Here is a 12,429-nt window from a genome sequence, read left to right on the forward strand (position 1 = left end):
TGGCGACGACGATGAAAAAACTAAATTTAATTTCTCTTGCTGTAGTAGTGGCATTAGCGGGTTGTTCTGATGACAATGACAACTCACCAAAAACATTAACCGTTGAAAATACATTAGCTGTTGGTTCTGAGCAGTGCGTGAACGGTGGTACAGCAACCCTAACAGGTGCAGATAGCAATGATAATGGTGAGCTAGACTCAGCAGAAGTAACGGATACAAGCGTTGTATGTAATGCACCGGCAACGTCGTTAACAGCATCGCAATTAGCGCCGTTGACTGATAATGAGTGGTTTAAGTCAGCACAAGTTAAAGTCGCTAACAGCGAAGAAAACATTGCTGCAGTTGTAAAAGAGTCAGGTAAAGCGAAAAACGTGATCCTATTCGTGGGTGACGGCATGGGTATTTCAACGGTCACTGCTGCACGTATCATGGCGGGTCAGCTAGAAGGTAAGCTAGGTGAAGAGCATCAGCTTAGCTTTGAAACACTACCATTCTCAGGTTTTGCTAAAACTTATAACGTAGATGCGCAAACACCTGATTCAGCGGGTACGATGACAGCAATGGCATCGGGCGTAAAAACGGATGCTGGCGTTATCGGTGTTGATGAAGACATCGAGCGCGGTAACTGTGCAACGGTTGCAGGTAATGAGCTAGTAACAGCCACTGAGCTTGCTGAGATTGCAGGTAAGTCGACAGGTATTGTTTCTACAGCGCGGATCACTCACGCAACGCCTGCAGCAACATATGCTAAATCGGCTGACCGTAACTGGGAAGACGTATCAGATATGCCTGAAGCTGCAGTCACCGCTGGCTGTGAAGATATTGCATCGCAATTAATTAGCTTTGAAGCGAACCTAGAAGCACGCTACGAAGGGCTAGATGTTGATGGTTTAGAAGTTGTCATGGGCGGCGGTCGTCGTCATTTCTTACCGAAAGACGCAGCTTTTAATTCTGCTGATGCTGTGAGCTCAGTAGAAGGTGACCGTACAGATGGCCGTGACTTAACTGCGGAGTGGAAAGCCAAATACCCTGCAGGTCAATATGTGATGGACCAAGCTGGTTTTGATGCAATCGATGCAGATACAACTGAGCGTGTATTTGGTTTATTCAATGAATCACACATGCAATACGAAGCAGACCGCTCGAATGACGTAGCGGGTGAGCCGTCACTTTCTGAAATGACCGCAAAGGCAATTGATATTTTAGATAACAATGCAAATGGCTTTATGTTAACAGTTGAAGCGGGACGTATTGATCATGCCCACCACGCAGGTAATGCCTATAACGCATTGAGCGACACTGTTGAGTTGTCAAAAGCTGTGCAAGTTGCCCTTGATAAGACTAGCATTGAAGACACACTAATCATCGTAACTGCTGACCACAGCCACGTATTTACCATTGCAGGCTATCCAAAACGTGGTAACCCAATTTTAGGTAAAGTAGTACCAGTGGGTAGTGATGAGCCATCACTTGCTGCAGACAATATGCCATACACAACGGTTGGTTATACCAATGGTGGCGGCTTCCGAGATTTAGGCGATGAGACTGATGCTGATGCAGGTTATAACTTTGCGCCAGTAACAGGGCGTGTTGATTTAACTGATGTTGACACAACAACACCAGGCTTCCATCAAGAAGCTGTTGTACCACTAGGCTCAGAAACACACGCAGCAGAAGATGTTGGTGTGTATGCAGTAGGCCCAGGTGCACATTTAGTAACAGGTACTAATGAGCAAAGCCTTATTTTCCATGTTATGGATTATGCCGCTAACCTTGTTAAACAAGCCGATGCTAAATTAGCACAATAATGAGTGCTTGGGAGGCTCTAAGCCTCCCTTACTCAATTAGTTATAAAGTAAACCAAGATAAAAAGAGAATCCCGTGAAAGCAGCCATCTTACTTGCCTCATTACTTAGCCCACTTGCTGTTGCAGGGCAATGCGATATGAACACCAGTTTTACGCAAGCAGACTATAAAGTCACAACAGATATAGTTGCTAATAAGCAGCATACTGAAAACACCTTTACCCTTTGGCGTACGCCTCATCAGGTGGCTAAGCAGAATCCACAGTTTATTGAGCTATGGCAGCAGTTGCGCAATCAACAAATTCGCCCAATTCGTTATTTTCAGCATGCGCAGCGTGGTATTGAATATCAACCATCGGAAGTGCAAGGTGAACAAGATTGGAGTAGCAAATATCAGCTAGTAAGCGATAAATTCCTAGCCTCTATGACGCACCAAAAAAGCGCAGGAGAAGGCTGTGAGCTAACGGATTATTACACACAACAGCAGGGTGATAGCAAAATAGAGTTAAGCTGGCTTGCCAATCAAAAGTTACTCAAAGCAATTCGTATTTCAACACCCAGCTATAGCCGTGAAATTGTTTTAACAGCCAGCCATCACAATCAGCAAAAAGTGCAGGTAGAATTTGCGAAATGGGATAACTATCAAACGACCGATTACGCAGATATCGGTGATAATGAAAGCGACCCGTTTTTAGCTAAAATGATCAACTTAGGGTTTGTTGAGCATGGTGCAAGCGGATTTTATGATGCGCAAGGTAATCAGCTCAAAGGTGAGCATGGCCATCATCACTAATTAAATATCGTAATGCCGCTTTTTTAACGGCATTTTTGTCTCTGTAACTCAGCGTTGCTAGCGCTACTCATTGCCCTTTTCAGCTAAGATAAAATTATGTGCTTCAACGAAGTGTTGCAACTATTGTCTGGTTTGATTGGTAAATTTTGCGATTGTTGCTTAAGTTTAACCAAGGAGGAACAGCCATGACAAAAATAAATACAAAACACCCCGCAGGTACTTTCTGCTGGGCAGAGTTATGCGCGAAAGACTGGCTAGCTGCGAAGCAATTTTATACGCAATTATTTGATTGGGATTTTGACGACCAACCAATAGGCGAAGATATGTTTTACACCATGCTGCAAAAGCAAGGTGATGATATTGCCGCTATGTATCAACTGCCAGCAAGTATGAGCGAGATGCCAACCCATTGGTTATTGTACATTGTTGTTGATGATGTTGATCAAAGCACAGAGCAGGCAAAATCATTAGGTGCAACTGTTTTGGCAGGGCCGCATGATGTAATGAAAGCAGGTCGCATGGTGATGCTACAAGAGCCAGGCGGTGCAACATTTGCCTTGTGGCAAGCTGGTGAGCATATCGGGGCTAAACGAGTGCAAGAGCTTAACCTGCCTTACTGGTTTGAACTTGTGTCTAAAGACATGCAAAAAAGTCGCGACTTTTATTGTCAGTTATTTGGATGGCAGTTTGAGGTGAAACCCATGGAGGGCATGAACTACATCTTATTCACCATTGATGAGCAACCGATAGCAGGCATGCTTGAAATGACCAATGAATGGCCAGATGACATTCCACCCCATTGGATGCCCTATTTTGCCGTAGCAGATTGCGATCAGGCGGTTGCCAAAGCAACGCAGCTTAATGGGGTTATTTGTGTGCCAGCGACAGACATCCCAGATGTTGGGCGCTTTAGTGTTATTACCGATCCACAAGGGGCTGTATTTTCAATTCTTAAATCAACCATTGATGAATTAACTTAACATCTTGGTTTTTGTTAATCTGTCCCAAGGTATATATACCCAAGCCACCTCAAGATGTTGAAACTCGCACCTTGAGGTGGTTTGGATATAGAAAACCCAACTAAGGAGCAGATTGATGACTAAGCATGTGGTGGTTACAGGGGCCAATAAAGGTATTGGCCTTAATTTTTGTAAACAGTATTCAGCCCAAGGTTACCGTGTTACTGCAGTGGTTCGCACGCCAAGCGAAGAGCTCCAAGCACTCGATGTGAAAGTTATTAGCGACATTGATGTATCTAACGCCGATGATGTTGCAACACTTGCCAATTATTTACACGGCGACAAAATTGATATTTTGATTAATAACGCCGGTATTTTTCATAACGAAACTTTAGCTGACATGGACTTTGCTGCCATCGAAAAGCAAATAAGTGTGAACAGTATCGCGCCTATTCGTATTACTCATGCGTTACAGCAAAACTTAGGTATTGATGCAAAAGTGGCGATGATCACATCGCGCATGGGTTCAATTGCTGATAATGGCTCGGGCGGTTACATCGGCTATCGTATGTCAAAAGCCGCGCTTAATGCAGCTAGTGTTAGTTTAGCCCATGAGTTAAAAGATAAAAAAATTGCCGTAGGGTTATTCCATCCGGGCTTTGTACAAACGCAAATGGTTAATTTTGCAGGAGATATCAGCCCTGAAACTGCTGCAGAGCGGCTCATCAAACGGATTGATGAATTAAATCTTAGCAACACAGGTGGGTTTTGGCATTCAAACGGCGAAACGCTACCTTGGTAATTCTTTTTTCTAGGTTTTTATAACTCGGCTAGTTAGCAGCTAAAAAGCTGCTAACGGCTGATAAGTTTCGCTAATTATTGAACTTATAGTTTGCTATACTCGTACAATTAAAAGTCATTTTGATGTAGAGAGCAGCACATGGAATTAGAGCAAAATAGCGATTTAACCCTTCCTCTTTTTTATTTCGATGAAAATCTTCATAGCCGTGACATCGAGTCTCCAGATTTACTATTGCATGTAACGCTAAGCGAAGAGTTACTCGCACAGCTTTGCCAAAACCCAGCTGTTGATAGCAGTGTCGCAATTGCTATTAATGAATACCGTCTTGAAGTGTTAAATGATGACTATCAAGCATTGAATGATGGCGAGCACGATGCGCAACTGACTTTAGTTCGTGGGCCACTATTAAGCGCTATGCTTAGCTGCGACAATGACCAAACCTTTGTGTCGCCTCAAGTTGATATGATGCCGACCTTTGATTTAGGTGATGACGTTGAAGATATCGAGGAGGAAGGATGAGAAAACTCCTCACGACCGTATTTGGCCTCATTTTATTAAGTGGCTGTGCTTATCTAGGTGCAGCTCATTACGATGAACTGTTTGGTGAAGAGCAGCCAAGAGAGCGTGTTGTTGCCGCATCAACTTTAGAGGGGGCAGAGTTTTTAAACGATGTAAAACCTGTTCTCGATACTCGTTGTGTTGTTTGTCACGGCTGTTATGACGCACCTTGTCAGCTTAAATTATCTTCAGTTGAAGGAATTGACCGAGGTTTAAGTAAAGAGCTTGTCTATGATGGTACTCGGTTATTAGCGCAAGAGCCAAGCCGCTTACTATTTGATGCGACAAGTACCGCTCAGTGGCGTGAAAAAGGTTTTACCCCAGTACTAAATGAGCGTGCACAAACAGAAGAAGCTAATCTTGCTGGAAGTGTGCTTTACAATGCTTTAGTGCTTAAGCAAAGCAGCCCACTGCCTAAGCAAGCTATTTTAGGCGATGAGTTTGATTTTTCACTCGATCGTGAGCAAACATGTACCACGATGAACGAGTTTGACTCATTTGCTAAGGATAATCCTCACAGTGGTATGCCTTATGGTTTGCCTGGTATCTCAAGCGAAGAATTTCAGCACCTTGCTAAATGGCTTAAAAAGGGTGGTTACCTTGCTCATATTGAGCCTCCTGAAGAAGGAGTGCTAAAACAAGTCGAACGCTGGGAAGCTTTCTTAAACCAAGATGGTTTAAAGCATCAACTAGCGGCTCGCTATATCTATGAGCACTGGTATTTAGCACATATTTACTTCCCTGAGCATGGCGATAAACACAGTTATTTTAAGCTAGTACGTTCTTCGACTCCGCCGGGTGAAGAGATTAAATATATTAGTACACGTCGCCCTTATGAAGATCCTAAGGTTGAGCGAGTTTACTACCGATTGATGCATGACCGTTCGACTATCTTAGCGAAAACACATTTACCTTTAGCATTAAATGACGAAAAGCTAGCGCGCATAAACTCGCAATTTATTGAGGCTGATTACCAAGTAAATAAACTACCAAGCTATAAACCAGAAGTCGCATCAAACCCATTTAAAGCGTTTGCTGCAATCCCAGTAAACTCACGCTATCAATTTATGCTTGATGAAGCTGAGCTGATTATTATGGGCTTTATTAAAGGGCCTGTTTGTCGTGGTCAAATTGCTTTAAACGTGATTAACGATCAGTTCTGGGTTGGCTTTGCGAAACCTGAAATGGCGGCGACACCAAAAGTGGGTGAATTGTTGTTACAACATGAAGATGCCTTAGCATTACCAGCTGAAGAAGAAAGTAATGCCTTGCCGATTTCTAGTTGGGTGAAGTATTCAAAACGCCAAAACAAATATTTGTCTGCTAAAGTTGCACTGGCAAATAAAATGTTTGAGAACGGTCAGCACCTAACAACAGATTTACTTTGGCAAGGTGATGGTCATAACCAAAATGCAGCACTTACGGTGTTTCGTCATTTTGATAGCGCAACGGTTGTTAAGGGCTGGATTGGCCAGCAACCAAAGACCGCTTGGATACTTGATTACGCATTATTTGAACGTATTCACTACCTGCTGGTGGCGGGCTTTGATGTGTATGGCAACATTGGTCATCAGTTGTTAACTCGCTTGTATATGGACTTTTTACGTTTAGAGGGTGAAGCAAACTACCTTGCCTTGTTACCAGAAGCTAAGCGTAAAGAAATTAAAGCCCAGTGGTATCGTAAATCACCACCTAGCTTAACGAGCTTCTTTGAAGATGAATTGTCATTTAGTCAACCTACAGGCATTGAATACAAAACCAAGGACCCTCAATCTGAGTTGTTCAATATGCTTAAAGATAAACTGAAGCCCATTTTGAGCCCTCGCTATGACTATACCAAAGTGCCTGAACCATTAGCTAAAATTAACGATCTTCCGGTTAAAGCCGTTAACTTGCTGCCGCAAATTTCATTTGTGTTAGTCAAAGGTAGCGATGATAAACATAAGGCATACACCCTGATCCACCATAATGCTCATTACAATATTTCAAGCTTACTGAACGAAGAGGGTCAGCGTGCTTATGATGAAGATACAGTGACGATTGTGCCTGGATTTATAGGTGATTACCCAGAAGCAATTTGGTATCTACACAACGAACAGCAGATTGCTGCATTTGCAGCTGGGCTTGCAAAAGCAACAGATGAAGCAGCCTACAGAGATCTGAAAAGCGAGTTTGCAATTCGCCGTACGCATCCGCAGTTTTGGCAATATAGTGATATTTTACACCGTGTAGCAAAAGAATATCGTGGCGTCGAGTTTGGTTTGTTTGATTATAATCGATTGGAAAATAGATAAATTTCTGTTGAGTGTCATCTTTAAAGCCCACTTCAAGTGGGCTTTCTTGTATTCTATGAACTACAATTATTTTAAAAAAAATAATGAGTAAAGCACGTTGCAGCTAATCATAGATATTAGAAAACGATATCGCTGGGGATTATTGGCGATTGCTATATTGATCTCTGTATCAGCTATCTTGATACAGAGCCTTTTGTATATCCAAAAGGGTGATGCCAAAGTCATTAATATTGCCGGTAAGCAACGCATGCTGTCACAAAAAATAGCCTTGTATGGCAATGCACTTACCAATCTTGAATCCGAACATTTTCAACAGCAACACCGAAGGCTATTGCAACAATCCGTTGAGCAGTTCATTGCAGGGCATCAATTTTTAATTCAGCAAGATGAGCAAGGTCACTATATTCATTTGAATGAGGCGCTTGAGGCTCATTACTTCTCGCCGCCTACTGCATTAGATGAGCACGTGAAGCGTTATGTTAGTAAAGCGCAGCTATTACTCAACAATACCGATGGTTTTGGCTATGTGGATCGCCCAACATTTGTTAGCAACCAGCTTGAGGCGCTGCTAACTAAACTGGACCAAGCGGTTAAATTACTTGAGCAAAAATCAGTTCAAAAAGTGACATTTTTGGCGGTTTTAGAGTTGTTGTTTTGGCTCACAACCATAGCGTTATTAGTCGCTGAGCTATTTTTCATTTTTAAACCTATGGAGAAACTGATCACTAACAACATTGCTAAGTACAAGGAGCAAAAAGAGTTTGCTGAGCGTGTAAATAAAAATAAAGAGCGTTTTATTGCCCGCACCAGTCACGAGTTTAGAACACCATTGCAAGGATTAACTGCATCAATCGAAGCCCTTGATATTAGCGACAGTCAGCAGCTAACTAAACAGCAGGCGCTTTATTGCGTTAACAGGTTGGTGGCAATGCTAGATGAGCTAAATGACTTACATCAGCTTACCTCGGGAGAATGGCAGTTAAGCTTTACTAGCAGCAATTTGTTATCAACATTAAAGCAAGCTATCTCACCGTTTGGATATGCCTGTAATGATAAAGGTATTACCTTGAGCGTGAATTTAGCTGAGTCACTCAATAAAGAGGTAATCACTGACCATGCTAGGCTGACTCAAATCGTTGCTGAAATTATTAATAATGCCGTTAAATTTACTCCAAGCCAAGGCCGTATTGCCGTAACAGCAGCGTGTCAGGGTGAGCGGCACTTTGTAATGGAAATACAAGATAACGGTAAAGGCTTTGAAAAACCGCCGACAGACTTACTTAGTTACGAAAATGACTTTGAACAACATTTCCAAGGGTTAAAAACTGGGGTGCTACGGGTTATGCACATTGTCAAAGCATTAAAGGGAGAGATCCAATTTCTTAATGCCGAGCCACAAGGTGCGAAGGTGGTGATGAATTTAGAGCTAGAGTGTGCAACCACACCTGCAATGCCTGAGTCACTTCCGCAATCTTTACATTGTTTAATCGTCGAAGATAACCCACTTAATGCCACTATTTTAGGACGTATAGTAAGTCATTTAAATTACAGTTTTGATGTGGCTGAAAATGGTTTAATCGCCACAGATAAAACGTCAGATAAGCACTATGATTTAATCTTTATGGATTTGAATATGCCGGTTATGGATGGCTTTAAAGCAATTGATATTATTCGCAATGAGCAGGGCCAGCAGGTGCCTATTTTGGTGGTAACTGCCAATACATCAAATGATGATTTGCAACGAGTGTATGAGCTTGGGGCAAACCTGCACGTATACAAACCTATCACCCTAGATTCGGTGCAAAAAGCTCTCAGCATTTTATTTACTGAGAGCTCACAGGGATAACCTAAGTATTAAATTAGTGTGTTACCTTGATGTCGCCAACACCCACTTCTACTTCAATATCGTATTGGCCGTTGCCACGATAGCTTGAGTGCGAGCTAACAACTTTTCGGCTGGTATTACCGTCATTTTTTAAGCCGCGAATTTTGGTGTCGCCCACACCGGTATCAAGCTCTATGTGTTTGTAGTCATCAAGCGCACTATCAATTCTTACCGCGCCCACACCTAGTTCAATATCAACCGAATTACTCGCATCGTTAATTTCGATATCGCCAACACCTAGTTCGACATCAATTGCCATCGATTTAGGCATTTTTACATGCCAGTCTTGTTGAATGTCATCGTTATCTAATTTTAAGTTAAGTGAGCTAGCACTTTGCGAATGGCTTAATTCAATATCTGATAAATCAACATCAGAGCTGAACCAGCTATTGTCATTCTTTGGTTCAATGCGTACCGTAACTACGACTTCGCTGCCGTCATAGCTTTCAACTTCTAAGCTGCCTACCGGAAAATCAATATCAAGCTGGCTTGCGCCATTAATTGCGAAGTTGTGACTTAGTTCGCGTGAATCTTTTGCCATAGCGTATGACGTTGTCAGTGCTAGGCCTATTGCTGCTACACAAAGTAATTTTTTCATAGTCTGTTTCCTGTTGATGACCTTTTATACCTTAGTCGCAGCTGTGTTCAAAAAAGGTTTAAACGAATTTTATTTTTTTATCGAATGCGGTAACGTCAACCTAACGGTAACTTAGAATGAGGATTCAAAGTGCAACAAGTACAGTTGGTTAATGTTAAAGCCAGCCTAAAGGGGCAGGGTAATGACGTTTATTATTTAGATGATCTCAATATCAATGTATCGCCATTGCAGCAATGGGTTTTACTAGGCGCTAATGGCGCGGGAAAATCGGCCGTGGCTGCTGCCATTGCAGGTTTTGCGAAAATAGAGCAAGGCCACTATGAGAATCGCTTTGAGCGAATTGCGTTAGTTTCCCCTGACAGTCAAAAGCAACTCCTCGCAACTGAGCTTACAAAAGATCTAGATGATATTATTGATGGCGTAACTACTTTTGGTACGGTTTATGAGCTTATAATTGCTGGTCGGGACGAACATCAGCTTGATAGCGAGTTGCTTCAGCAGTTAATTAGCCTATTTGATTTTAGTGACAAAGTTAGCAAAGCATTTCGCGATTTATCAACCGGTGAAACCCGCAAACTTATGCTGATTCGAGCATTAATAGGTCGACCAGATTTACTTGTACTTGATGAGCCTTTTGATGGTTTAGATGTCACGGCCATGACTGAGCTCAATCAGTTACTAGCTAAGTTTAGTAAAACAACGACCCTCATTTTTGTGCTCAATCGGTTAACTGAAATACCAGATTTTGTTGATCACTACGCCTATGTTAAAGAGGGCCATGTGATTCAGCAATTAGCAAACCCCTCCCCTGAGCAGCGCGATGACTTACTAAAGTTATTACATCTCACTCATACTCAGTTACAGATACCTGAGGCTGATATTGACCATCAAGCGCCTCCGCTCGATGACTCTATGCTGGTAAGACTCAATAACGCAGCAGTGGGCTATGGCGGTGAGGTCGTTTTTGAAAAACTAAACTGGCAAATAAACCAAGGCGAGCATTGGCAGTTAACAGGCAAAAATGGTTCAGGTAAAACCTGTTTGCTGAACCTTATCACTGGTGATAACCCACAGTGTTATAACAATGATATTAAGGTGTTTGGCTATCAGCGCGGAAGTGGTGAGAGCATTTGGCAAATTAAACAGCACATTGGTTATATTTCTAACGCGCTGCATATGGATTATCGGGTCAGTATCTCGGCGCTCAATACGGTAGTTTCGGGCTTTTATGACAGCATTGGTCTTTATCAAAAAGCCACTGATAAACAGCTAACCATTGCTAAAAAGTGGTTGGCTTTATTAGGTTTAAGTGATAAACAAAGCAGCTCATTTAGTCAGTTGTCTTTTGGTGATCAACGCTTGCTGTTAATTGCACGAGCTATGGTTAAGCACCCTAATTTATTGATTCTTGATGAACCTTGCTTAGGTCTCGATGAAGCAAATAGGCAGCGAGTTTTATTACTGATAGAAAAGATCTGCGCTGCAGGTACCAGTACCGTGGTTTATGTTAATCACCACGCGAGTGATAAAATTGTAGGTATCGAAAACTATTTAGAGATGTCTGATTTCACAAAAAAAGCGCCATAAAGCGCTTTTTATATTCGGATTACTTAACTTAGATACGGGTAATGGTAAAACCTTTATCTGTTAGTTGTTTTAACAATCCGTGTTGCTCAGGTAGGTGTAAAGCCCCGACAGCAATAAACAGCTTTTCTTTACCGATGCGAGCAGATAGTTGATTAACCCAATTGTTGTTACGGTCTATCAACATAACTTGCTCACTTAGCTGACCATATTGAGAGTCATCAAAACTTTCGTTGTAAAACTGCGTAAGTGTTTTCATATCGCCCGATTTCCAAGCCTTAATAAGACCAAAAAAGTAGGTATCTACATCAGCAAGTTGGTCGAATGTTTCTTCGATCATTTTGTCATTCATAATTGCTAAGTGTTCAAACATTTCCATTTGGTGTTCTAGGGTTTCTAGCTCACCAACTGATATGTCATGCTGTTTAGCATAAGCAAGTACTTGCTTGTCGATGCCGTACTGATCTGAAAAACCAACACTTTGGAACTCCATTTGCATCATGGTGACCATTACCGCCCACGGTGCTAGGTTTTTAAACATCGCAATATCAATTGATTTATCAGCAAAGTATTTTTGTAATTTAGTGTAGTTTTCTGGCGATAACTCTGACTGTAAGGTTTTACCATTTTTCAGCATCATAAATGGCAATGACCGGCGCTGCATTTCCATGGGGGTAATCACGCTGATATCGACTTCAACGATGACTTTATCTGAGTTATCGAGTGCTTTAGTTACCTTGCTTGGTAATCCTTTCATGCTTTTATCACCAACATGGACAGTACCAAATAAATAAGAAGTAACTCCGTTTTTCTCTACTTTCCATAATCCCGGCTCTGCGAGTACATGTTGGCTGAAACCAAGCAGTAGCAGCATAAAAAACAGGGCATTTATACGCTGGACGAACTTCATAACTTTCCTTTTCATAACGTGGTTATTTTCAATACTAAACTAATTTTTCAGAGGCGTTAAAATAAATCAGCTTAAAGCAAAGAAAATTGCATGTTTTTGATAAAAATTAATCAATCATAGAATAGTGAATAACGAGGTATGAAATTTCGATATATAAAAAATAGTGAAATATAAATCTCGATATTTTCATTTGTTAGATATTTATTTCTTTAATTTTGCTTTTTAGACTGTTTTTTGAATT

Annotated in this window: 10 protein-coding genes; 8 read left to right on the forward strand and 2 right to left on the reverse strand. The window is 41.6% G+C overall.

Features of this window, described 5'->3' with window-relative positions; genetic code table 11:
• Window positions 1–11: 11 nt before the first annotated feature.
• The 7 genes from J8Z25_RS01555 to J8Z25_RS01585 all read left to right on the forward strand — a co-directional run bounded on the left by J8Z25_RS01555 (window position 12) and on the right by J8Z25_RS01585 (window position 9,057).
• On the forward strand, window positions 12–1,808 hold the full coding sequence (locus J8Z25_RS01555) for an alkaline phosphatase (protein ID WP_250661559.1): 1,797 nt from the start codon (window positions 12–14) through the stop codon (window positions 1,806–1,808).
• 73 nt (window positions 1,809–1,881) lie between these two features.
• Window positions 1,882–2,598, forward strand: a complete 717-nt coding sequence (locus J8Z25_RS01560; protein WP_178926529.1) for a hypothetical protein — start codon at window positions 1,882–1,884, stop codon at window positions 2,596–2,598.
• A 185-nt stretch (window positions 2,599–2,783) separates the two neighbouring features.
• The gene (locus tag J8Z25_RS01565) at window positions 2,784–3,578 is read left to right on the forward strand and encodes a VOC family protein (RefSeq protein WP_250661560.1); all 795 of its coding nucleotides are present in this window, start codon (window positions 2,784–2,786) and stop codon (window positions 3,576–3,578) included.
• A gap of 115 nt (window positions 3,579–3,693) precedes the next feature.
• A complete protein-coding gene (locus tag J8Z25_RS01570) occupies window positions 3,694–4,359 on the forward strand; it encodes an SDR family oxidoreductase (protein WP_250661561.1) in 666 nt (221 codons plus the stop codon).
• 138 nt (window positions 4,360–4,497) lie between these two features.
• A complete protein-coding gene (locus J8Z25_RS01575) occupies window positions 4,498–4,878 on the forward strand; it encodes a hypothetical protein (protein WP_130049891.1) in 381 nt (126 codons plus the stop codon).
• Window positions 4,875–7,211, forward strand: a complete 2,337-nt coding sequence (locus tag J8Z25_RS01580) for a fatty acid cis/trans isomerase (RefSeq protein ID WP_130049890.1) — start codon at window positions 4,875–4,877, stop codon at window positions 7,209–7,211. The genes J8Z25_RS01575 and J8Z25_RS01580 overlap by 4 nt, the downstream gene beginning before the upstream one ends.
• Window positions 7,212–7,308: 97 nt before the next feature.
• Window positions 7,309–9,057, forward strand: coding sequence for a response regulator (locus J8Z25_RS01585; protein WP_250661562.1), 1,749 nt, complete (start codon window positions 7,309–7,311; stop codon window positions 9,055–9,057).
• Window positions 9,058–9,070: 13 nt separating this feature from the next.
• On the opposite strand, the gene J8Z25_RS01590 is transcribed toward J8Z25_RS01585, so the two are convergent.
• Window positions 9,071–9,694, reverse strand: coding sequence for a toast rack family protein (locus J8Z25_RS01590; RefSeq protein WP_130049888.1), 624 nt, complete (start codon window positions 9,692–9,694; stop codon window positions 9,071–9,073).
• A gap of 129 nt (window positions 9,695–9,823) precedes the next feature.
• Between J8Z25_RS01590 and J8Z25_RS01595 the strand changes: the two genes are divergently transcribed.
• Window positions 9,824–11,281, forward strand: coding sequence for an ATP-binding cassette domain-containing protein (locus tag J8Z25_RS01595; RefSeq protein WP_250661563.1), 1,458 nt, complete (start codon window positions 9,824–9,826; stop codon window positions 11,279–11,281).
• Window positions 11,282–11,309: 28 nt separating this feature from the next.
• Here J8Z25_RS01595 and J8Z25_RS01600 read toward each other — a convergent pair whose 3' ends face one another.
• Window positions 11,310–12,188 carry a TraB/GumN family protein gene (locus J8Z25_RS01600; RefSeq protein WP_250661564.1) on the reverse strand — a complete coding sequence of 293 codons (879 nt, stop codon included), beginning with the start codon at window positions 12,186–12,188 and terminating at the stop codon, window positions 11,310–11,312.
• Between the last annotated feature and the right edge of the window lie 241 nt (window positions 12,189–12,429).

The sequence above is a fragment of the Pseudoalteromonas sp. SCSIO 43101 genome, assembly GCF_023650775.1.
Classification (GTDB): Bacteria; Pseudomonadota; Gammaproteobacteria; order Enterobacterales; family Alteromonadaceae; genus Pseudoalteromonas; species Pseudoalteromonas apostichopi.

What these genes read in the sequence shown, in the direction of transcription:
- J8Z25_RS01570 (WP_250661561.1), top strand. Translation starts at nt 3,694, where the DNA reads ATGACTAAGCATGTGGTGGTTACAGGGGCCAATAAAGGTATTGGCCTT.
- J8Z25_RS01580 (WP_130049890.1), top strand. Translation starts at nt 4,875, where the DNA reads ATGAGAAAACTCCTCACGACCGTATTTGGCCTCATTTTATTAAGTGGC.
- J8Z25_RS01565 (WP_250661560.1), top strand. Translation starts at nt 2,784, where the DNA reads ATGACAAAAATAAATACAAAACACCCCGCAGGTACTTTCTGCTGGGCA.
- J8Z25_RS01590 (WP_130049888.1), bottom strand. Translation starts at nt 9,694, where the DNA reads ATGAAAAAATTACTTTGTGTAGCAGCAATAGGCCTAGCACTGACAACG.
- J8Z25_RS01575 (WP_130049891.1), top strand. Translation starts at nt 4,498, where the DNA reads ATGGAATTAGAGCAAAATAGCGATTTAACCCTTCCTCTTTTTTATTTC.
- J8Z25_RS01555 (WP_250661559.1), top strand. Translation starts at nt 12, where the DNA reads ATGAAAAAACTAAATTTAATTTCTCTTGCTGTAGTAGTGGCATTAGCG.
- J8Z25_RS01600 (WP_250661564.1), bottom strand. Translation starts at nt 12,188, where the DNA reads ATGAAGTTCGTCCAGCGTATAAATGCCCTGTTTTTTATGCTGCTACTG.